This window comes from Streptomyces sp. WAC 01529 (genome assembly GCF_003945545.1).
GTDB classification, from domain to species: Bacteria; Actinomycetota; Actinomycetes; order Streptomycetales; family Streptomycetaceae; genus Streptomyces; species Streptomyces anatolicus.
On the sequence record NZ_CP029617.1, the window covers coordinates 6,791,798 to 6,813,656 of the forward strand.

Here is a 21,859-nt window from a genome sequence, read left to right on the forward strand (position 1 = left end):
ACCGGATCGCGGAACCTACATTCGTGCATGCCGCAGTGCGGCGCGCAGTGCGCGGCCGTGCCGGAAGGCGAAGTCGCGCGAAGGACCCCGAAGATCCCGGTAGGCCACGCCGCCGGCGGTCATCTGGTGGGGATGCTGCCGGTAGAAGTAGACGACGTGTGGCAGCAGTTCGCCTGCGGCGAGGTTGGTCACGCCGTTGACCATCAAGAAGTCTTCCCCCGCGGGGAGTCCGCCGTGTCCGCCCGCGGCGATGACGAGGTCGGTCCGGGCCAGCAGCATGGTCTGGCCGAGCGGGATCTGGGCCTCGGGGCTGGCCCAGTAACCGGTCACGTCACCGGGCTGGTGCACGCCGGGGGGCGTCGGGCAGCGCCAGATCGTGGTGGAGCCGTCCGGGTGCAGGTCGGCGCTCCAGCCCGCCACCCAGCCCAGACCGGTCTCGGTGATCCGCTGGTGCCGGACGGCGAGGCTGTCATCCGGCACCAGATCGTCGTCGTCCATGTAACACACCAGGGGAGTGCGGACCGTGCGCAGGCCCAGGTTGCGGGCGGCGGCTGCGCCGACCGGGCGGGGCAGTTCGATCACCCGGATCCGGGAATCGGCAGCGAGAGGTTCCGGCAGCAGTGTGCGGTCGGCCCCGTCAAGAACGAGAGCGGCCTCCCACGGCACGGCCTGCCGCATCAGGCTGGCGTGCAGTTCGGCGAGGTAGCCCAGACGTTCGGGCCGCAGCCGGGTGGCGATGACGACCGTGATGTCGGGACGGGAGTGCGAGGACAGGACGTTCTCCAGAGACGAAAGGTGTGAGATCAACGGTGGGTGGCGGGCCGTGCAGCCGGTGAGGTGGGCGCCTGGGTGGCGGCGGGCGCCAGTGTGGTGCGCGGCGGCCGTGTGGCGGGCACCGGTTGTCCGGGCGACCACAGGTAGGGGTGGTCGCTGAACCGCGTGCGCGGGTCGGTGTTCCAGTCGACGAACGGACCGCGGTCGGCCGCGTACAGGCTGATGACCTCGACGCCGACGGGATGCAGGACGTAACCCCAGGACAGGTCACTGGAGTCGGCCTCGGTGATGACCGCCCGCTCGGGCGGGGAGCCGTCCGAGGTGATGATGTCGTCCATCTCGCGGCCGGGCCACCTCTCCCCGCCGGTCAGCTGCTTGAGCAGCGACTTCGGGGCGCCATCGAGGAGGTCGGTGCCCAGCTCGTCCCCGGCGGTGCTCTCTTGGGCGATGAGGTGGACGCTTGTGGCTTCGACATCGCGTGCGAAGCGGTGTTGGTAGGCGGTCAGCAGCAGCGGGAGGCGACCGCTGGGGGAGCCGTCGTGGTGGACGTATATGCCGGTGTAGCCGGTCTCGGAGGGGCGGGCGATGACAGAGCGTGTGGACAAGTGGCCTCGGGGAGCGCTGGTTACCGGCCGAGGGCCGGCCCGGAGGGAGGGAGGTGCGGTGGAGCCGGGGGGAGGGTGGACGTGGTGTCAGCCGGGGCGTCGGCTCGCGCCTTCGGCGCGGGCGCAGGGTCGTAGACGGTGCGCAGGATGGCCAGGTCGGCTCGGTGGGCGAGGGCCAGCACGTCGAGGCTGCGGCTGGCTGCTGCCATCAGCATCTTGGGCGGGGAGTCTGGCTCGGCTCCGCGGTGCTGGTCGCGCCATCGGGCCGCGGCCAGAAGGTAGTCGCTGACCGCCTGGAGCACGGGTTCGGCAGCGTCCAGCAGGTGCTGGGTGACGGCGCTGGCCTGCGCTGGTGTCTCGGCGGCGGCGAGCGCGTCGTGGTACGGGGCGAGGTCTGGGCTCGGCAGGGGCGTGTCCGGCAGCGGGTGCTCGGCCAGGAACGGCTCGGCATCTCGCTTCGCCCAGCGCAGCAGGTCGCGATCGGTGTCGATGTCGTAGCGGGCGGCGGCGATCTGGTCGGCGTCGCGGCCGACGTTGTCGTACAGCTCGAAGTCGGGATCGGGCAAGGGATGTTCCAGGTGCGGTGCGGTGCGGTGCGGTGCGGGCGTGGGCTGCGCTACGCGCGGGGCAGGGACGCGGAGTTCACGGGCGGACCGGAGGCGGCGGTGCGGGCGCACGTGTAGGCCAGCAGCGTGGAGGGCGCGGCCTTCGCGGGGACGGTGGCGGCGTCGTTGCAGACGAACGTGTACCGGATGGAGCGGCGGGGGACGTCGTACAGCCAGGCCCGGTCGTCCTTGCCGGGATTGAGCTGCAGTTCGGAGCGGGCGACCGCGTCGGTCTGGGTGTGACTGTGAGAGAAGAAGACCAGCGCACCACCGTCGGTGGTCTTGAGCGCGTACGCGTCACGGTGGCGGTTGGTGGCACCGGCGAACGTGCTGGTGCCCTGGCTGCCGTACTTGGGGACGGTCCTGTCGTGGACCATGATCTGCTGGCTGCTCGCCTTGCTCTTGGTGAAGATCTTCTTCCCGGAGTTCTGGCCGCCGGTGGCGAAGTTGTCCAGGACGCCGCTGCGCAGCAGGTCGGCTCCCGCCGCGACGTCCTTATCGCCGTTGGCCGCGACGGCGGCGGCGTATCCATCGGAGTCCAGGGCGACCTTGGGCAGATCCGCTCCGTACAGGTCGGCGACGGAGACCATCTCCCACCGCTTGTGCTGCGGCTGTTCGGCGAAGACGGCGAGCCGGCTGGGGGCCTTGCCCTTGGTACCGGAGAGCGCGGCGGCGAACCAGCGCGGCTGGCCGGCGGCGATCCGCGGGATGTACAGCCTTGAGTTCTGGATGTCGTACGCCCACGGCTTGTACGGCTTGCGCTCGGCCTTGGTCAGGCCCTCGGTCTCCTTGTAATCGGAGACCGACATGGCATACAGCGGTCCGTCCTCAATGGTGTCGAGCAGGGTGCGGTCGCGGTCGGCGTTGGCCTTGTTGTTGACCCTCGCGTACCGGTCGATCGCGGCGAGGGCCTGCTGCTTGGTGAGTGCGGGCGGCAGCTCCCGCTGCTTGTCGGCACTCGCGGAGGGGGCGGTGTTCTTGGCCTCGGGACTGTCGTTGCCGCCGTTGCAGGCGGTGGCGGCCAGGGCCACGCAGGCGGTGGCGATGACCAGAGGGAACTGGTGGAGAGGGCGGCGGATGAGGTGCTCCTGAAAGAAGGGGGTGGTGGGTGATCCGCCTCTAGAGTCCGGGTAATCCCCGGTTTCGCTAACCGGGGATTGCCCGCTATGTTGCCGCCTTTCCCGCGCGGCGACGCCGGGCGCGAGGATGCCCAGAGCTGGACCCTCGTGCAGCTTCCTTGCAGGTCAACGAAGGGTTCTAGGGTCCGTCTTCAGCCGGATCTTGCCCAGAGCAGGAGCGACGCGAGACTGACCGCTGCCTCGTATGAGGTGGCGGTCTCCCTTTGACCTGCGACTTCAAGTTGGCGGGGGCTCAGTGGTGTTGCACCAGTGAGCCCGTCATGGCGGATGCCGACCCAAGTGCGGGGTAAGTACGGGGCGGTTGCGACGTGGTCAAGCTTTGCGCAACGACGAAGCAGTAGCAGCCATGGATAGGAGGGCGCGGGTCACGTTCCCTTGCGGAGGCGTTCGCTCAGGGCGGCCCCTATGTCAGGGGTGACCCAGGACTGGGGCAGGGTGAAGCCGAGGCTGGTGGCGAGCTCGGCGGAGTGCACATCGACGGCGGCTTCGACTAGGTCCGCCAGGGTGGCGATGGCTCTGCGGGCACGCCACCAGGCAAGGAACAGGAGGAAGCTCCCACCCATGAGGGCCGGATACCACCAAACGGCGCCAGTCAGGACATACAGGGCACCCCAGACCGTGAGGGCGCAGGCGTTGGAGTAATCGGTCCTGGCAGCGCGAATGTCCGAGCGGACCGCGTCGGGGAGTGTGATCCACAGCCGTGACCACACCGAGTCGAGATCAAGTCCATACTGGTTGTGGACCCGGAGCGCGCAGCCGTGCATGCGGTCCCCCATCCACGTCGCCCGCTCGGGCGACGCGAGTGCCAGCCTGTTGCGGGCTTGCGTGTTTCGGTCCATTCGTTGGGTGACCTCTGCACGGCGGTCGGCCTGAGCCGTACGACGTTCCGCTCGAGCCTGCTGGCAGGCCGCGTCCGCCACCTCCCAGCGCTTCTGACGGCGCTTGATGAGCAGCGCGGCTGGGCCTCTGTGCCAGGCGGTGAGCCAGCATGCCTCGAAGGCCGACCCCGACCAGCGAACGACCAGCCCGACGAGCGTGGCTGCAGCGAGGAAGCCGAGGGCCACGAGCACCGCCAACGCCGGACGCCCTTCGTAGCGGACCGCGCCTCGGTCGGCGGCGGTTTCGAGTAGTCCCGTGTCCCAGGCGCGGTCGTGGCCGAGGACCCGGGCGCAGGCCACCACTGTGAGAAAGAGGGCGCCTGGGAGCGCCAAGAGGCTTGCCCAACGGTCGGCGAGCTTCTTGCCGAGTTCCGAGAGAAAGGAGTTCAAGGAGCCGACTCACTTTCGTACTCCAGTGGCATGCGCTGGAGATGGCATCGAGGTACAGGGCCGCTGGGTGCGCGGTCGGTGCGCACAGGGCACCACCGTGTCGGACACACATACGCTCCCTCGGTCGAAAACTCTGTGACGCCTTTGAGTCGAGTGACGCCGGGCAGCCGAGTCTCCGGCCCCCCACGCAGCTCGCCCGAAGGAAGACCGATCGATACCCAGAAGGCCCGGATGCGGCGGCCGATCTCGGCTTCGGCGTCAGGCTGGCGGGGAGTCGCCTGAAGCCGAACCAGAGTGGCCACCAACTCTCGTACGTCCCGGCCCCGCCCTTCCTCGTCGGCCTGTCGCATCAGTACGGGCAAGGTCCGGCAGAACGATTCCAACTCGGCGACAGTCAAGGGGCCCCCTGTCCTCTTGTCGTGGGCTTGTGCGTACTTCACCATGGTTCGTAGCCAACTTCGCGGAAAACTAATCGTTTTAGTGATTAGTCGCGGTACTCCTGATACTTCTGGTTGCTCTGAAGCAATGGTTTCACCGGACTCGGGGGGGCGAGCCCATGTCGCAACTACCATCGGTCGAAGCAGCCCACCAGGCCGTTCTCGATCGACTCGCCGCCTTCGACGCGAGCGGGAACAGTACGCCGGTCGTCTCCGAGGAGGCGTTCGCGGACGCCGACCGGCTGCACTGCGCACTGGCCGTCGATGGGAAGGCGGACACGGCGGCACTGCCTGTGCTGCGGTCGCTCGCGAGACTCCATGAACTGCGCCGGGAACTCGCCGAGGACGATGGGCGACAGCGTGACTTCGTCCGGGCCCGGCATTTTCACTGTCGACTGCATGCCCTCGTGCCGGATGAAGCGCCCGAGGAATACCAGGACTTGTTCAGCGGTGACCCGGCTGGTTGGGATCTGTGGGGCTGTCCGCCGCCGGTATGGGCAGAGCAAATCAGAGGAGCTGCTGATCTGCTGAGGCAGACAGGGCTTGGACGACCCGCGAAGCAGCCGCCGGCCCTCTCTGCGGAGAAGCAACTGGTCCTTCAGGCCGTATTGCTCGGGAGTGCGCTGGTCTCGCCCCAGCATCCTCAGTGGCCGGAGGTCGCAGCCGCGTGTGCCTACGCTTGGCTGGCCCTGTCCGAGCACAGTGAGCCTGAGCGCCTCGACCAGGCGATCGCCGCGCTTGTCCAGGTCGTGGCCGCGCTGGAGGACGGGGAGGCACGCCGTAGGCAGTACCTGGCCGAACTCGGCTTCTGCCAGTTGCGGCGGGCGGAGCGATTCGGAGACGTGCGGGCGGCCGCAGGCGCAGTGGAGCACCTGCGGGCATGCGTGGATCCGACCGCGATCGACACTGCGGACGAGGCCGCGGACGCCGTCAACCTGGCCCTCGCATTGGTCAGGCTGCATGCCCTGCGCGACGACAGCGACGGCGGCCTGCTGGAGGAGGCCGAGGACCTCCTGAGCCAGGCCGCACACTGCTCGGCTCTGACTCAGGACCAGCGCGTGACGGCTCTGCTGAATCTCGGCGCCCTGTTCAGCGATCGCCATGGTGGGCAGCAAGGAGCCCTGCGCCTGCTGGAGGAGTCCGTGGCAGTCGCCCGCGAGGCGCTCACGCACACCCGGGAGGGGAGCGTTGAGCGCATGCGCTGCTTGGCCAACCTCGGCATCGGGTTGTGCCAGCTCGCTGAGAAGACACAGAACCTCGCCCACCTGCGAGAAGCAGAGACCTTCCTCCGCGCGGCTCTCGACAGCGAGCACGCAGGTCACGAGGAACGGAGCCAGGTGGGAGCGGCCCTGGCCTTCGCCAGGCAGCGGCTGACCGGCGACACCGGAGGTGTTGAGCTACTCCGCGCGGCAGTGGAAGGCTTTCCCGAGGGGGACCCCAGGCGCGGTCGAGCCCTGCTGAACCTGGCCGGAGCGGCGCTGTGGCGCTACGAGCAAGTGGGCGACCTTGACAGCATCGCCCAGCACCGCGATCTCCTGCGGGAGGCATTGCAGGGCACACCGGCGTCCAGCAGGTTGCGCTCCACCCCCATGCTCGCTCTCGCTCAAGCCCTAATCCTCTCAGGAAGCGCCGATGAAGTCGCCGAGGGCCAGCAACTGCTGCGACGACTCGGAGAGAGTCCATGGGCCCCGATCGCAGAGGTCTCCTACGCCAACGGGCTGCGCGGCAAAGTTCTGCACGACCGGTTCCTCGTCTCCAGGGCAAAGGCGGTGGCGCTGCTGCGGGCGACGGCGGCGATGACGGCGTACGCCGCCCCCCAGGAGGGCTACCCGCTGCGTGAACGGGCGGTTGCGCCCGTTGTCCCCGCCGATGACGCCCTGATGCGGGGCAAGGGGGACCTCGCTCTGCTGGAGGAGGCCGTCGGACTGCTGCGCCGCGCGGTGACCGAGCCGGGCGACGGGTCTTCGATCTCCCAAAGGGCGTGGCTGTCCCAGGCCCTGGGAAGCCTGTACCTGTACACCGGGGACGCCTCACACCTCGACGAAGCCCTCGCCCTGGCCCGAAACCTCCTCGGACGGACGCCGAACACGCCTGTCCGAGCGCTACTCGGTCGTCTGCTGCGCATCCGCCACGGTGCCCAAGGTGGGCGCAGCGTCCTCGCTGAGGCCGCGGAGCACTACGGCTGGGCAGCGGCGGACGCGACGTTGGGTTCTCTCGCACACCTGTACACCACCGTGGACTGGGCGCGCTGCGAGGCGGAACTCGGACGTTCCTCCCAAGCCGCCGGGGCGTACGCCCAAGCCCTGGATCTGCTGGAGCTCGTGCCCTGGTCCGCCTCGGACCGTCCGGGACAGATGCAGGTCCTCACCTCGCACATCGGTCTCGCTTCGGAGGCGGCGGCTCACGCGGTGGACAGCGGCGCCACGGAGCGCGCACTGGAACTGCTGGAGCAGGGGCGCGGTCTCATCCTCGGGCATGTCCTCGACTCCCGCGCCGCACACCACCGGGTAGCCGCTGTATCGGCAGAGCTGGCGAAGGCGTTCGAAGACGTTCACAAGAGGATCGAGGAACTCCCCTCACCGGACGCCATGCCCGCCTTTCCCGCCGACGGCGTCCCGAGCGGCAACGGCATCGACAGACTGGACGTCACCAGCGCGCGGATGGCCGCCGTGCAAGAACGGCAAGAACTCGTCGAACAGATTCAGAGTCTCCCCGGTCTCGCCGACTTCCTGCGCCCGCCATCCTGCGCTGAGCTGCGGCTGGCTGCACAGGGCGGCCCCGTGGCCGTCCTGAACGTGAGCCGATTGCGCTGCGACGCCCTGCTCGTCACACCGAACAAGGTCCGGGCTGTACCGCTGCCCGCCGTGACCGAGGCGGTGGCCTTAACATACGCGCACCGCTTCGCCATCGGCGTCGCACTCCTGGGCAAGTCCGACAGCGAAGCTCTGCAGATCGCCGGGCGGGACATGGTGATATCCACACTGCGGTGGCTGTGGGACAGCGTCTGCGCACCGGTGCTCAGCGCGCTGGGACTGACCCGCCGAGCCGACCCGGACCGGCCGCCGCGGATGTGGTGGTGCCCTACCGGTCCGCTGATCTCACTGCCGCTGCACGCAGCCGGCCGGCACGGCAGCCGGCACGAAGCCGCCCCGCAGACAGTTATGGACCGGGTCGTCTCGTCCTACACGCCCACCCTGCGCAGTCTCGTGGCGCTGTACGCACGCCCAGCCCAGCCCCCCGCCAGCGGGGACCGGCCCCTTGCGGTGAGCGTAGCCACCAGCGGGGCCGCGTCAGAGACGGAACCGGGCACCACGCCGCCGGACGCCGAGACCTTCGCCTCCGCATTCCCCGGGACGCGAGTGCTGACCGGGACGCAGGCGACCCGTGACCAGGTCCTCGCCGGGCTTCCCCACTCGCCCTGGGTCCATTTCGCCTGCCACGGTGAAACGGGTCGCGCTGACACCGGACCGCTGCTGCGGCTGACCGACAGCACGTTGACCGTGACGGACCTCACCGCGGTTGCCCTGGAGCGAGCGGAGTTCGCGTTCCTGTCCGCCTGCGAGTCCTCCCTGACACCGGGGCGGTTCGCGGACGAATCGCTGAACATGGCAAGCGCCATGCGGCTGGCCGGCTACCGCCATGTAATTGGCACGCTGTGGCCCATATCGGGCGACCATGCGGCGCAGGTCGCGGCGCAGCTCTACCCACGCCTGACAGCACCCGACGGCCGGCCACCCAACACCTCGCACACAGCCGTTGCGCTGCACCGGTCGGTGCTGGCGTTGCGGGAGGACCAGCCCTCCGCCGTGACGACGTGGGGCGCGTACCTTCACATGGGGCCCTGATGACGGATCACCTGACCGAGCGCACGATGATCCTCAACCGGCTCCACGACCGGCTGGACGGCTTCGTCTTGTCGGCGGAGCCGGCTCTGGTGCTGGACGAGGCAGCGGTCGAGGACGCGACACGACTCCTCACGATGGCGCAGTCAGAAGAACTCGACCGTCAGTCCCTGGACGACTACGAGTTCCAGCAGGTAGCCACGGAACTGGTCGCCTGGCTCCACTGGTTCCGCGCTGCACTCAAGTCTCCAGAGGAAAGCATGCCGGATTGGGAGAAAACAGTACGTCTGTTTCTCACCATCGCCGAGCGGAATCCGCAAGCGATACCGCGCTCGCTGTTGCAGCAGATTGAGGCCACCGCGGACCAGGCGCCGTCCGGCGACGACGCCGGCACGTCGTGGAGCGACCGAGGTCATGTCGCCTACCAGCTCTGGGAGAAAGACGGACGAGCGGACGCTTTGGACCGGGCGATCGCCGCTTTTCAACGCGCCGTTGCGGAGGGGCTACCGGGCACCCCGGATCACTCCCTAAACCTCACGCTGCTCTGCATGGTGCTGCGCACTCGCTCCGAACAGAACGGTGATGAACGGGACGCACAACTGGCAGTCGACATCGGTCGTCGCTCCGTCGACGACGCGCGTGAGTCCGGCGCGTACGTTCTGCAGTGTCTGCACCATCTGGCCCTCGCACTGGCCCACCGCGGCGCATTGTGCGGAACACTCGCCGACCTCGACGAGGCGGTGAGGCTACGCCGAGAGGCTATCGCCGAAAGCGCCACCCTCCCAGGGGCCGAGAAACTCCTGCCGTTCTTGTACGACGGCCTGTGCACCGCCTTGTTGCGCCGCCACTGGCACCGACCGAACGCGGAGGACCTCGACGAGGCGATCGCCGCGGTACGGCAGGCGATGGTGACGGCGGGCGAACCAGACGCCGGCCATCTCCTCGACCTGTGTCTGGTTCTCACCCAGCGCAGCCAGTTAACAGGCGACGGCAACGATCTGGTAGAGGCGCTGCAAGCTGGCCGAGCAGCGGTCGACGCCGCCGTTCCCGGCGACGAGAGGAGACCACGGGCCCTGAACAACCTGTCGATAGCTCTGCAGTTGCTGGCCAGCCGTTCCGGGTCGCGCGGTCATTTGGAGTACGCCGTCCACTGTGCCGAACTGGCGGTCGAGGCGTCGCCGGCCGACAGGTTCGACGGCGCTGGCCGGATGAGTCAGCTCGCGAACCTGCTGGTCGGACGATTCGTCAAGTACGGAGACAGCGGGGACATCGACCGGGCCGTGGAACTGCTGCGCACGGCTGTGAAGGTGACGCCCCTAGGGCATCCGCGGCGGCCTGATTTCCTCCAAGGGTTGGCCGACGCCCTGCACCAGCGCTTCCAACGTACGCACCATCTGGAGGACTGGATGGAGTGGTCCGCCATCCGTCGAGAGGTAGGAGATCTCGACTAGCTTGGTTGACGGCGCCGGCCGCGGCCGACTCGTTCCGCACTGCTGCACCTGCCGGTGCACTGCTCTTTCTCCCTATGCCTGCTCATCGAGGCTCAGCATTTCGGTGACAGCCGGTGGCGGGCCACTTCTCCAGCCTTCTTCGACAGCTTTGAGGACTGCCGTCCGGGTACCCCGCGCCCATGCGTTCTGACTGGTGGCAAGGACGATTTCGTCCGCGCTGAGAAGCTGGGCGGCCCGCACGAGTCTGGCGGCCGACTCTTGCGTGCCGTACTTCTTCCCTTTCAGGGAGTTGTTGGACTTGGCTTCGCCGACGATGATGCGCCCGTCGGCGACCAGACATAGGTCAATCTCGATGGAGCCGTCCGAGTCCGTGACTTCCAACTCGGGCGACCACAAAACGGAAGAAGCCTTCTGCCGCACCTGGTGGGCGGCAAGTAGCGGGACATCGCCATGGCTGCGCAGCAGATTGCGGACGACCTGATCGATCGCGTAGTACCAATGCGGCTCGGGATCCTTCGAGTACCACCGTCCTCTTGTGACACCACTGGTGTGCCCGCACGCTTCGCAGTTGAAGGTGGACCCGACCAACTCGATGCGGTAGAAGGCCTCAAAGTGGCAGCGAGCGCAGTTGAGCAGGAGACCGCGGCGCAGCACGTTCGCGTCCAACAGCCGGTCTGCAAGGTCACGGGCCTCGAAGACGTCGATGTCCAGTGTTGTCTTGATGTCCTCGAGGGCGACGTAACCGTCACCCCGGACGGCATAGCCGACACCGTAGTCACCGTCGCGTTTGGGAGCCAGGAAGGAATTGAGCACTTTGCGAACAGGACCGGTCAGGTCAGCAGCGAGTGCCTCGGGAGATCCCCACATCTCCGCCGCGATGGCGGCGCGGCGTCCCGCATCCGAGCGTTCCACCGTGGCACCGCGTGCGCGGGCGAGTTCCTCGAACAGCTTGTCCGCCGACGGAAAGTGCAGCAGGGGACGTGCGTGTCGGGCGTCGGGAGTGGCGAAGCCAGGTCGTCGGCCAGCGCGTCCAGTGCTTCGTGAGGCTCACTGACGCTTGTAACCAGCACCGGCAGATCGCCGTCATCGTGGAACGTCTGGAGGGTATGGAGAGCGTTCTTGATCACTCGCCGGTAGGGACTCTCATCTGCCAGCATGCGGGTCGGGATCCAGGCGCCATGCCCGTACAAGCGATCACACAGTATCGCCAGAGCATGATCGTCGGCGGTCTCTCCGACAACCACGCACGCCGCAGGGCCCGGAGGGTATGAGGACAGCTGCGTCGTCCAACGGCCGGCGTGCGCGAGGGGCGTGGCGGCCAGAAACTCGTCGGGGGTCAGCTCCTGCGGCGAGTCCCCTTCGACCACCGCGCGGAAGCGGCTTCCGAGATCCCATCCGGTTGCTCGCGGCTTGCCGGTGACGGCCAGATGGATCAGTGCGGGCAGGTCCTCGTCCTCAACCGGCAACTCCATGATGTTTTCGTCCGACCGGGCTGCCGCGTCGGCCGAGCCGATCCGTGTCTCCACCATCAGTGCGATCATCGGATCTACACCGGACAGATCGAGCGTCAACATCCGGTCGTCCGGAGGCAGAGATACGGTCGCCAAGCTGCCGCGGGAGTCGTGCTCCTGGCCCAGATTGCGGACGTCGTGCGCCTCAAAGCGCTGCTTGCTCTGGCGGATCCCCTTGAACGGGGAACACCAGCCGTCCAGTTGATCAGCCAGCCCCTCCCAGCGCGGCATCCGAAGTGACAGGGAACTCAGGCGGTTCCAGGTGGTGTCGCTGCCCTCGTCGGGGGTTGCGTACTGGGCGACCAACCGGCCGCGCACCGTGGGATCCATTTGTGCCGCGTCCTCCAACGATGGCACCAGCCCGGCGACATGATCGGGGTCGTAGTTCCTGAGCGATGGCAGCAGGCTGATGTGAGTGGTGGCCTGCTGCGTGTCACCGGACACGGGAAGGATCACCGCTCCCGAGCCGCCCCACACCCTCGACACCTGCGTCACGGCACAGCGCGCCATGTATACCCAGTCAGCCATCGGCCGATAGGCCAGGACGAAGCGGGGAGCACGCAACCGGGCCCCGACAGGTCGGTATTCCAGGTGCTTCATCACGGTCATGGCATCCCATTCTGCGCGACAGCGTGCGGAATCCCCAGCGACGTCGCTGAGAGCCCTGTCGGTGGAAGGACGCGACAACGACTCAGGCAGCTACTGCCCCGGCCGGCGACGGCGCATGATGCGGACGACACCGTCCGTTCCGCAGATTCTCTCAGGTTGTGGTTTTCGACCTCGAGGACGTGGATGACTCGGGCCATCTGTGGGGTCTTGATGCGGAGGCTCTCCCGCTCTGCCCGGACCCGGATCAGGTCCTTCTTCTGTTTATCGCTCGCCTCTCGCTCTTTGTCGGTGATGGGCCGCGGTGGGATCTGTTGAGTATTGACCAGTGCGTAGAAGAGGTCCTTGAGGCCAGTGTGTTTGTGGGTGAGTTTGTTCCGCCGCAGGTCGGTTTCCTTAGCCAATGACTTGATCGTGAGCTGCCCGTCCGAGCGAAGTGGTGCACCGACCAGAAGCCGGACCATGGCCTCGGTGATCATCCGGGTCTCTGTGGCGTCTGCGCTGGCTTCCTGCTGGAGGGCGTCAGCGGCGGGCGCAAGGACCGCTCCGACGGTTTCAGCGATGGTGGCAGCCTGGCCGGTCTAGGAGACCAAGGTAGCGCGGTGGCGAGAGAAAAGACGCGAGCTGACTGTCTGGACTGGCCTTCTACGAGTGTCGTGTCGGTCTGGCCAGCTCGATTCCCGACCCAACCGTCACACCTGGTAGTCCCTTCCCTGGCCAGCCTTCGTTGTCGGCATCGGTGAGGAGATGGCCTCCGCTATGTAGTGACGAAACTTGCACGAAGCCGATCGACTCTCCATCCGAGGATGCATTGGTCAGGTGGACCTTGCGTGGCGGAGGCTTCGCCGGTTCTCGTAGTTCGGCTGCCGATCGGCGACTCTGTGGAACCGCACAGTCACTAGGCAGTGTCTGACGTAGGGAATTGCAAGGTGACGATGGGTCGCTTTGGGGGCGGACAGAGTGCAGCCAGCTGGTGAATTGAGCGCAGGCCTCAGCCCGGAGAAGGTGGCTGCTCTCCTGCTGGGCAAGATTCGTGGAGGCGACAAGTACGCCGATAGGAGGAAGCGACAGTTCCGCCGACTCGCTTCAGTGATCAAGATGACAACGCTGACACTGTCCGCGGCGTCCACCATCATCCTGGGCCTGCAAAGCCTCAACACGTGGGCCGGTCTTGCCTTTGCGCTGGTGGCCCTGGGGACGCTACTGGGGGCCGTCGAACCGTTCTTCAACTGGCGCTCCCGATGGGTGCTGATGGAGGAGACGCAGGGCCGATTCCGACGTCTGGCCGATGACCTGGAATACCTCGTGGCATCAACCGCTCCCGGCGATCTGACGCACAACCAACTCAACGCCATTTTTCTTGACTATCAGGATATTTGGGATGATCTGTGCCGTGTGTGGCTGGAGCAACGCCGGGAACCAGTGTCGTCGCGTGGGGCCTGAGACAGTCGTCGCCGTTCCGCTGCCAGACGCGGGCCGGGGCCGCTATGGAATGTGTAGGTTCGCGGGGAAGGGCCTGCGTGTCGGAGATGTGCTGGAGCAGTTCGGTGTAGGACGGCGCGGCTGGTACACGGCCGGCTTCGTGCAGCAGCTGGTGCCTCTCGGCGGAGGCGACGAGTCTTGCCCTCAGGTCGTTGAGGGCGCCGATCATCTCAAGGGTGTCGTCGCGAGGTATCAGTTCGCGCTGGGCATCGGAATTCATGAGCCTCCGGAGTTCCTAATGCATTCGGGCATCTGTATCGAAGAGTGACAATTCCTGTGGGTGAAGCAGATGCTGGACGATGAAGGATCGTCCGGCGACCTTCCATAGGCCGCGTCCGCGGTTGAGGTGGGCGATGGCGTCGCTCTCCACGGAGGTGAGGCCCAAGAGTGCTGCGGCTGCGTGGAGTTGGTCTGTTTCCTGGCGGTAGATGATTCGAGTGGAGCAGTCGGCGAGCAGGCCCTCGGCGAGGGCTCGTCCGCGGGATCCGGCGTCGCCGGCGGTGAGCAGGTCGGATAGCCGGTGAATGACCATGAGGTTGGCGATTCCCAGGCCGCGGGACAGTTTCCATTGGCTCTGCATGCGTTGGAGGAGGCCGGGGTGGCGCATCAGGCGCCAGGCTTCGTCGTAGACGATCCAGCGTCGGCCGCCGTTGGGGTCGGAGAGCGCGGATTCCATCCAGGCGGAGGCGCAGGTCATGGCGAGGACGAGGGCGGTGTCGTCGCCGGATCCGCCCAGTCGTGACAGGTCGATGGTGAGCATCGGGCTGTCGGGGTCGAAGTTCACGGTGGAGGGGGCGTCGAACATTCCGGCGAGGTCGCCGTGCACCAGGCGGCGCATGGCGTGGGCGAGGTCGCGGGAGGCGTCGCCCAGGCGGCCGGACATCAACCCGCCCGCGGCGTCGAGGTCGTCGGGGCTGTTGAGCATGGCGGCGATGTCGCCGAGCAGCGGGGTGCGTGCGGTGGCTGCGGCTCGGGTGACCACGGCGTCCAGGGCGACGTCGAGTCCGGTGTGCTCCATCGGCAGCAGGTCCCGCCCGAGGACGGTGCGGGCCAGGGAACCGAGCAGGAGCAGGCGTCGTTTGCGGATCTCGCTGGCCCAGTCCGTCTCGGAGACCGAGGGCGGGCGCGGGGCCGCGTCCAGGGGGTTGAGCTTGCCCGGCAGGCCGGGGCCGATTGCGATGGAGGTGCCGCCGAGGGCTGTGGCCACCGGGGTCCATTCCCCCTTGGGGTCGCACGGCACATACACGCGGTAGCCGAAGGCCACCGAGCGCAGGGCGAAGGACTTCGCCAGGGCGCTCTTGCCCTGGCCGATCACGCCTGCCAGCAAGACGTTGGGGTTCGTGAAGCCTTCGATCTTGCCGTACAGGGCGAACGGGTCGAAGCAGAAGCTCGCTTCGGCGTGGACGTCGCGGCCGATGTAGATGCCCTCGGCGCCGAGGCCGCCTTCGGCGAGGAAGGGGTAGGCGCCCGCGACGGTCGCGGTGGTCATGCGGTGTGCGGGCAGTTTCAGTTTGCCGCCGCGGGCGGAGGCGGGGCCGGGGCGACCGCCGGACGGGAAGAGGGGGTGCGGCATCTCCTGCTCGGCCGGTTCGGCGCCGGTTGGGTGCAGGGAGGCTTCGGCGCGGGCCTTGGCAGCGGCCTCGGCGAGCTGACGGCGGGCCGCTTTGCGGCTGGCGCGGTCGGTGCCGTGCGGAGTGAACAGAGGGGAGGCGGAGGCGCGGCGGGCGCGCCGGGCGGGCCGGTGGCTCATGACTAAGTGGCTTTCAGGTGACGGCGCGGGGCAGCGGGGGATCACGCAGCCGGTGACGTGGCGAACTGGCAGCGCCCGTAGCTGTTGCCGCCCTCCGTGGAGGGGGAGCGCTGGAGTGTGCGCAATGCAAGGGCCCTTTGCTGAGGGGGAGTTACTGGGCGCAGGCGGTGGTGTGGCCGTGCACGGGGCGGTTGAGGTCGGTGGGGGTGGTGGTGCGGCGCACGAGGTGGCCGGCGGCGAGGTGGCGCTGGCAGATGGTCAGCACCGGCGGGCCTTCGGGGAGCCGCTCGGGATGGCACTCCTCCTCGTCCGCAGAGGTTGCGTGTTGGGCGGGCAGGAGGTGGAAGGCGTCGTGGACGGCGGCGGCGGCCTGCCACAGCCGGGTTCCGGCCGTGGCCAGATGTCGTCCTGCCGCCGAGTGCGGCGGTCGTGTGGCCGTCTGGAGCTGGTCGAGCAGGCGGTGCAGGGCGACCAGGTGTGTGTGCAGCACGTCCAGGTGCGTGCGGTCCGCCGAGGGCGGAGCGGTGTCTGCTTCGGTGGTGAGGGCGCGGGTGTGGTGGCGGACTCCGGCGCTGGCGGCCCGCAGGTAGGGGTGTGCGTCGCCGACGGGGGTGGCTGAGGTCAAAGGGGGAGGATCCTTCCTGCCGGTGTGGCAGGGCACGGGCCCCATGAGGCGGGGCCGGGGTGGGGACTACAGGGCGGTGCGGGCCAGAGGCAGGGCGCCGAGGGTGAAGGCGTCGGGCTGCTGGTAGAAGAGGCGGCGCAGGTCGACCTGGGCGGTGACGGCGGCGGTCTCGATCTGCGCGCAGGCGGCGTCCAGCAGGGCGTCGGTCTCGGCGGAGACGGTGAGCAGGCCGGTCAGCGCGACATCCGCGTGGCCGGCGATCAGCTGGCGCTCGCGGGTTTTGACGTCGGCGTACTCGACGCTGTCGGCCTCGGAGTCGACCTGTCCGCGGCGCGAGCGCTCGGCGGCATCGGAGATGATCGCGGCCTTCTTGCGCTGGACGTCGCGCAGCGCGGACTCGAGCTCCTGGGGCACATAGATGAGGGAGAGGCTGCGTCGCACGCCGGCGGTGAACATCAGCCCGTGCAGGAACCCGGCGCCGGTTTCGGTGCGGGGCCAGTCCTCGACCCAGTAGGTGACGTGTCGGGCGGAGTCGGTGGCGACCCGGTCGTACTCCTCGACCTGGACGACGGGCCCGGCGGCGGTCGGGTCGGCCTCGGCCCGTCCGCTCTGGGACCACTGCTGCAGGCCGGAGAGCGCCTTGGGGTCGTAGGCGGTGCGGATGACGGCGGCGATCTCGCGGGCGGTCAGCCACCCGGTCACCATCAGACCTGCGCTGCGGGCGGCGAGCGCGACGGCGCTGGTGGTCTGCTCCAGCACGGTGAAGGCGCCGGTGAGGCCGCCGCCGGCCTGGGAGATGAGGCGTTTGGCGGCCTTGAGGTCCAGGGAGATGGCCAGGTACGCCTCGTGCGGGGCGGCGGCGGGCCCGGCGGAGGCGACCAGCTCGGAGTACACCTGCCCGGCGACCGGGGTCTCGGGCCGCCCCTGCTGGCTCCAGTGGCGCACCAGGGTGTCGCCGCTGTCGGGCACGGTGCGCTCCAGGACCTGTACGGAGGCGACGTGGCCGGTCCGCGCGATGCCCGCCAAGGCCCTGCCCCAGCCGGACACGTTGTGGTTCTGCGTTGCGGGGTCCAGCAGGGCGAAGGCGCGGGAGGAGACGCGGGCGACGGCGGTCAGGGTCTGGCCGTGCGGGTCGTGCACGGCGGCGGCCTGGTTGGCGGAGTCGCCGGGGGTGACGACGCGCAGGGAGGCGACGGTGCCGGGCAGGTGGAGGGTGCCGTCCTGGCGGGGGCGGGTGACCGGCCGGGCCAGCCACAGCGTCTGCCCGTTGCGGCGGCGCCGGGCGAAGCGGACGACGATCGGTGCCCAGTCGATCAGCGACTTTCCGTTGCGGCGGATGACGACCAGGGCGGTGACACCGGCCCACAGCGGGGCGAGCACGATCGCACCGAGCAGCCCGGTGCTGACGACGGTGACCAGCAGCAATGCCAGCGCCGCAGAAACGAGGACCAGTTGGGCAAGGGTGAGGCCGAGCAGGATGCCGCGCTTGGACCTGTGCGGGAATTTGACCGTGAGGGGGGTGATCGTGAGTTCAGACAAGGGCCGTTCCGGTGGTGCGCGGGCGGGGCCGGAGCGGCACACACGGGGGCGTGGTGTGTGCCGCTCCGGCGTGAGGGGGCGGGGTCAGATGCCGGTGGGCGGGGGAGGCGGAGGGGGCGCTCCGGCGCCGCTGGCGCCGTCCGAGGAAGCCGAGTTCGGCGAGGGGGGCGCGCCCTGCGGCGGAGGCGTAGAAGCGCCGGACGGGTTGGACAAGAACCCGCCGCCGGAGGGGGATTGCGCACCCGAACCGGGGCCGCCCTGGCCGGGGGTGCCGCCGAACTGACCACTGGTGTCCTCGGTGGGGCGCGTGGGCGGAGGCTGAACGGCCTTCTCCAGCCCGTCCTCCATGCCCTGGCCGCCGGAGGAACCACCGGGGCTGCCGGATTCCTTGCCGCTGCCCCCCGTGGGGTTGGCGGCGATATCGCCGGGAAAGCCACCGCCGGGCACCGAGTCGGGCCCTTGCGGTGCGGCGCCCGCTCCGGCCGCCGCGCCACCGGTTCCGGCGGTGGCTGCCATGGCGGCGGCCTTGCGGCCCGCGCGCTCGGTGTGCTGCCGGGCGAGCTGGGCGCCGGCGCCACCGGCACGGTGAATCGATTCGCCGTCCGTGCCTTCTGCGGCCCAGTGAACGAACTTGAAGGTCGCGTACGGGCAGAGCAGCACCAGGACCATGATCACGATGCCGGACATGACGTCCGCGAGGGCGCCGAGGCCGTCCTTGGCCTCCGTCTTGCCCATCGCGGCGATCCCGAGCACGAAGATCACGGTCATCAGGAGCTTGCTGACGACCAGGGTGGCGGTGGCTTCGATCCAGCCGCGGCGCCAGCGGCGGGCGGCTTCCCAGCCGCCGCCGGCTCCGGCGAACACGGCCAGGGTGACCATGACCAGGATGCCGACCTTGCGGACCATCATCACGCACCAGTACAGAACCGCTCCGATGGCAGCTCCGATGGCGGCGAAGACGGCGACGAGCCATCCCATCCCGGCCAGGCCGGGAATCTGATTCACCTTGACCATGCGCCGCACTGCGGATTCGATCGACAGGTGTGCTGCCTTGAACAGGCCGTCGGACAACGCGTCGACCACTTCGATCGCGACGGTGGTCAATGCGATGGCGCTGAAGGCGAAGAGCACGCCGGAAGCGGTGCCGGTGAATGCCTGGGTCAACGCCTGACCGTCGCGTTTCATCGCGGCCCGTATGAGTTGGGCGCAGAAGGTGGCGACCAGGATGATCAAACCGATCGGCAAGATCATCTCGTAGTTGTCGCGGAACCAGCCCGCGTTCAGGTCGACCTTGGTCGTCTTGTTCACGGCCTTGGCGGCCAGATCGGCCGAGGCGGCGGCGAGTTCACCGGCCGACTTGGCCATCCAGTCGCCGATGACCTTGCCCGGGTCACTGGCGAAGTCGACCGCGCCTTTGGCGGCGCCGCCGATGGAGCACAGCTTGTCGGCCAGGGGGTAGTCGCAGAAACCCACGGGGTGTTGGGCTCCTTTCTGCTCTTAGGCGTGGGTCACTGCGTGACGTTGGGGGCGATCGCGGACAGCGCGCAGTCGTGGCTGGGGCGGCACTGAACAGCCAGGGTCACGGCGCGTTCCTCGGCTCCGCCGCCGCCCTTCTTCCAGGCAAGCGTCTGTTTGCCGTTGACGGTGACGACGTAGATGTACGCCTTGGTGATCGCGGAGGGGTCCTCGGCCAGGGCTGTTTTGAAGGCGGAGGGGAAGTGGCCTTCGGTGACCGTCGCGGTGGCGTGCTGGTCGTTGTCGGCCATGCGTGACCACAGAGTCGGATCCGGTACCTGGGCGGCTACGGAGTTCCAGTCGGCGTACTTGGTCTCCTTCGACATCCACGCGCTCATGCCGGCGAGCTGCTGGTCACGGCTGGTGTCGCGGGTGTCGTAGGACCACAGCATCTGGGCCGCGGCCTTGGCGTAGGCGACCGGATCGGCGATCTGCGGTGGCCGGGGAACGGACCCCGCCTCCTTTCCGCCCGGCTTCGGGGTGGCTTGGGAAGGAGCGGTGCTGCCCGCGGTGGACGGCGGGCCGCACTCGCTGTGGTGGCCGTCCTTGCCGCGTCCGGTGAAGAAGGCGACGGTGGCGGCGAGAGCGAGCAGGGCGGCGATGGCCACCGTGAGGGTGGCGATACGGCGGTTGGACGAGGCCGACCAGCCGGTGCCGTAGGAGGACAGAGAGAAGGACGGGAATCGTTTCATCAGTGGACCTGCGACCCCAGAGCGCTGAAGAACGCCACGACGCCGTTGGCGGCGCCCAGGCCAAGGGCTGCGCCGGCTGCGACGGTTGCGCCCTTCTTGCCGTTGGCTTCGGCCTGGTGGCCGCCGGTGTGGTGACCCCAGGCCCACACGGCGAGGGAGACGGCCAGGGCCCCGACGACAGCGATGATGCCGAAGAGGTTGATCGAGTTGACGACGTTCTTCAGGACGGCGAGGCCGGGCAGGCCGCCGCCCTTGGGGGAGATCCCTGGGTCGTAGGCGAGCTGGATGGCACGGTCAGCGAGAGGTATGGGCATGCGTGTGGCGGACTCCTTGCGTGCGCAGGCCGGCTGCGGCCCGGCGAAAGGGGGAAGGGAGAAAAGGGGGAGTGGCGCGATGACGCCGAGAGGGGCCGGCCCGGCCAGCCAGGTGCGGGACCTGGGCAGGGGCGGCGTCAGAGGACGCGGCGGACGGCGAGAATCGCCCAGTCCTTCAGGGGAGTGATGCGTACCGGCTTGCCGGTCCTGGGGGCCTCGATGACGAGTCCTGCCCCCATGAACATGCCGACGTGTTCCGGGCGTTGGGCCGTGCCGCGGCTGAAGATCAGGTCGCCGGGCTGCAGCTTGCTGGGCGAGACGGCCTTGCCTTCGTTGACCTGGGTGTACGTGGTGCGGGTGAGCTTGACGCCGGCCTTGGCGTACGCCTGCTGCATCAGGCTGCTGCAGTCGCAGCGGCCCATCGGGTCAGGGCCGTGCGCGGCCGTGCAGGACCCGCCCCACTGGTACATCGTGCCGAGCTGGTGCATCGCCCAGTCGATGGCCTTGCGGGCCTTGGGGTCGGCGTTCTTCGGGATCGTGTAGCCCTTGGGCACGCTGCCCTCGGGGATACGCCCGTAGGAGGAGCCGTCCTCGGCCGGGCCGCAGCCGGCGGCCGGGTTGTCGCTGTCCTTGGAGTCACCGTCGGAGGGCTTGTCCGAGCCAGTGCTGGGGAACGTGGCAGCGATGGCCTTCTGCAGGGCGGTGGCCAGCGGTTCCCACTGTGCGTACGCATCGGGCAGGCCCGACTTCTGCACGGCCTGGGCGGCTTGGGTGACGGTCATCTGCTGCCAGCCCTTGACCTTGAGCAGGGCTTTGTAGAACTTCTCGCTCGCGTACACCGGGTCGTGGATCTGCTGAGCGGTTCCCCAGCCCTGACTGGGGCGCTGCTGGAACAGTCCGAGGCTGTCGCGGTCTCCGTAGTTGAGGTTGCGCAGGCGTGATTCCTGCATGGCGGTGGCGAGCGCGACGATCTGGCCGCGTTTGGGCACGTCGAGCGAGATGCCGGTGGCCACGATGGTCTGGGCGTTGGGGACCTGCTCGGCGGGCATGGACAGGCCCTCGACCTTCACGTCTTTGCCGGACGCTCCGTTGAGGATCTTCGTCACCTGCTTGGTGACGGTGTCCGTGTCGACGTCGTGCAGGCATCCGCTGAACCCGCTGGTGGTTTCGGCGGCTTCGCTGGAGGCGGCGGCCATCATCATGGCCGTGCCCGCGAGCAGCAGGGGGGAGAGGAAGACGACGCCGATGCCGGCGGCTATCGCCTTCAATCCGGCGCGCCTCCCGGCGGCGGGGTTTCAGGCAGGGGTGGGTAGGGAGTTGTCACAAGGGCGTCCTTGAAGGTGGAGTCCTGGCCGCGCGGGGCGTGTGGGCGGGGGGCCGCGGCAGCCGGTGGCGGGTGAGTAGGGGCCCCGACGCACGCGGCGGATTGCACCTCGATGTGCGTGCGTCGGTCGGGTTCAGGTGGGTTCGGGCAAGGGGGTACCTCGGTGAGGGCAGGGGAGGGGGAGTTGGCCAACGGCGGTGTCCGCCGGGCAGCTCCAAAACAGTAAGCCCAGATCCCCGGTCCCCGAAATCAAACGTGACCAAGGCTTGATTGCGCGGACTTTGGCGGCGACACCGCTCCACCGGGGATCGTGCCCTACAGTTTTGGCTCCTCCCCCTCGCATCCCGCATTGCGGTCCGTGGCCATCGTCATGCCTGCAG

Annotated in this window: 18 protein-coding genes; 3 read left to right on the forward strand and 15 right to left on the reverse strand. The window is 68.5% G+C overall.

The features are described from left to right. Window positions 1-15: 15 nt before the first annotated feature. From DMA15_RS30225 to DMA15_RS30245, 5 genes are all read right to left on the reverse strand, one after another. Window positions 16-807 carry a glycosyltransferase gene (locus DMA15_RS30225; protein WP_346428932.1) on the reverse strand — a complete coding sequence of 264 codons (792 nt, stop codon included), beginning with the start codon at window positions 805-807 and terminating at the stop codon, window positions 16-18. After that, on the reverse strand, window positions 804-1,379 hold the full coding sequence (locus DMA15_RS30230; protein ID WP_125515884.1) for a hypothetical protein: 576 nt from the start codon (window positions 1,377-1,379) through the stop codon (window positions 804-806). The genes DMA15_RS30225 and DMA15_RS30230 overlap by 4 nt, the downstream gene beginning before the upstream one ends. Before the next feature lie 20 nt (window positions 1,380-1,399). Further along, window positions 1,400-1,945, reverse strand: a complete 546-nt coding sequence (locus tag DMA15_RS30235) for a hypothetical protein (RefSeq protein ID WP_125515885.1) — start codon at window positions 1,943-1,945, stop codon at window positions 1,400-1,402. A gap of 50 nt (window positions 1,946-1,995) precedes the next feature. Further along, on the reverse strand, window positions 1,996-3,015 hold the full coding sequence (locus tag DMA15_RS30240) for a hypothetical protein (protein WP_240660024.1): 1,020 nt from the start codon (window positions 3,013-3,015) through the stop codon (window positions 1,996-1,998). Window positions 3,016-3,488: 473 nt separating this feature from the next. Then, complete coding sequence (locus DMA15_RS30245) at window positions 3,489-4,391, reverse strand: hypothetical protein (RefSeq protein ID WP_125515886.1); 903 nt, start codon at window positions 4,389-4,391, stop codon at window positions 3,489-3,491. A gap of 556 nt (window positions 4,392-4,947) precedes the next feature. Between DMA15_RS30245 and DMA15_RS30250 the strand changes: the two genes are divergently transcribed. Then, the gene (locus DMA15_RS30250; RefSeq protein ID WP_125515887.1) at window positions 4,948-8,673 is read left to right on the forward strand and encodes a CHAT domain-containing protein; all 3,726 of its coding nucleotides are present in this window, start codon (window positions 4,948-4,950) and stop codon (window positions 8,671-8,673) included. Continuing rightward, on the forward strand, window positions 8,673-10,121 hold the full coding sequence (locus tag DMA15_RS30255; protein ID WP_125515888.1) for a hypothetical protein: 1,449 nt from the start codon (window positions 8,673-8,675) through the stop codon (window positions 10,119-10,121). The genes DMA15_RS30250 and DMA15_RS30255 overlap by 1 nt, the downstream gene beginning before the upstream one ends. A gap of 72 nt (window positions 10,122-10,193) precedes the next feature. On the opposite strand, the gene DMA15_RS30260 is transcribed toward DMA15_RS30255, so the two are convergent. Genes DMA15_RS30260 through DMA15_RS30270 form a run of 3 tightly spaced genes read right to left on the reverse strand, consistent with a single transcriptional unit; the run spans window position 10,194 to window position 12,717 of the window. Then, complete coding sequence (locus DMA15_RS30260; RefSeq protein WP_125515889.1) at window positions 10,194-11,033, reverse strand: hypothetical protein; 840 nt, start codon at window positions 11,031-11,033, stop codon at window positions 10,194-10,196. Further along, complete coding sequence (locus DMA15_RS30265) at window positions 10,952-12,241, reverse strand: hypothetical protein (protein ID WP_125515890.1); 1,290 nt, start codon at window positions 12,239-12,241, stop codon at window positions 10,952-10,954. Before DMA15_RS30265 ends, DMA15_RS30260 begins: the two co-directional genes overlap by 82 nt. Beyond that, complete coding sequence (locus tag DMA15_RS30270; RefSeq protein WP_206302873.1) at window positions 12,238-12,717, reverse strand: hypothetical protein; 480 nt, start codon at window positions 12,715-12,717, stop codon at window positions 12,238-12,240. Before DMA15_RS30270 ends, DMA15_RS30265 begins: the two co-directional genes overlap by 4 nt. A 526-nt stretch (window positions 12,718-13,243) precedes the next feature. Between DMA15_RS30270 and DMA15_RS30275 the strand changes: the two genes are divergently transcribed. Next, window positions 13,244-13,681 carry a DUF4231 domain-containing protein gene (locus tag DMA15_RS30275; protein ID WP_240660025.1) on the forward strand — a complete coding sequence of 146 codons (438 nt, stop codon included), beginning with the start codon at window positions 13,244-13,246 and terminating at the stop codon, window positions 13,679-13,681. A 274-nt stretch (window positions 13,682-13,955) separates the two neighbouring features. Here the strand turns inward: DMA15_RS30275 and DMA15_RS30285 are convergent, their stop codons facing one another. From DMA15_RS30285 to DMA15_RS30315, 7 genes are all read right to left on the reverse strand, one after another. Continuing rightward, window positions 13,956-15,470 carry an ATP-binding protein gene (locus DMA15_RS30285; RefSeq protein WP_125515893.1) on the reverse strand — a complete coding sequence of 505 codons (1,515 nt, stop codon included), beginning with the start codon at window positions 15,468-15,470 and terminating at the stop codon, window positions 13,956-13,958. A 151-nt stretch (window positions 15,471-15,621) separates the two neighbouring features. Next, window positions 15,622-16,095: a DUF6238 family protein gene (locus tag DMA15_RS30290; protein WP_125515894.1), complete on the reverse strand. Its 474-nt coding sequence runs from the start codon at window positions 16,093-16,095 to the stop codon at window positions 15,622-15,624. Window positions 16,096-16,161: 66 nt separating this feature from the next. Then, a complete protein-coding gene (locus DMA15_RS30295) occupies window positions 16,162-17,634 on the reverse strand; it encodes an SCO6880 family protein (protein ID WP_125515895.1) in 1,473 nt (490 codons plus the stop codon). Between the two features lie 84 nt (window positions 17,635-17,718). Further along, window positions 17,719-19,107, reverse strand: a complete 1,389-nt coding sequence (locus tag DMA15_RS30300; RefSeq protein WP_125515896.1) for an ATP-binding protein — start codon at window positions 19,105-19,107, stop codon at window positions 17,719-17,721. A gap of 35 nt (window positions 19,108-19,142) precedes the next feature. After that, complete coding sequence (locus tag DMA15_RS30305) at window positions 19,143-19,844, reverse strand: hypothetical protein (protein ID WP_125518094.1); 702 nt, start codon at window positions 19,842-19,844, stop codon at window positions 19,143-19,145. Next, window positions 19,841-20,155: a DUF6112 family protein gene (locus DMA15_RS30310; RefSeq protein ID WP_125515897.1), complete on the reverse strand. Its 315-nt coding sequence runs from the start codon at window positions 20,153-20,155 to the stop codon at window positions 19,841-19,843. Before DMA15_RS30310 ends, DMA15_RS30305 begins: the two co-directional genes overlap by 4 nt. A 137-nt stretch (window positions 20,156-20,292) precedes the next feature. After that, on the reverse strand, window positions 20,293-21,423 hold the full coding sequence (locus tag DMA15_RS30315; RefSeq protein ID WP_125515898.1) for a C40 family peptidase: 1,131 nt from the start codon (window positions 21,421-21,423) through the stop codon (window positions 20,293-20,295). Window positions 21,424-21,859 lie beyond the last annotated feature (436 nt).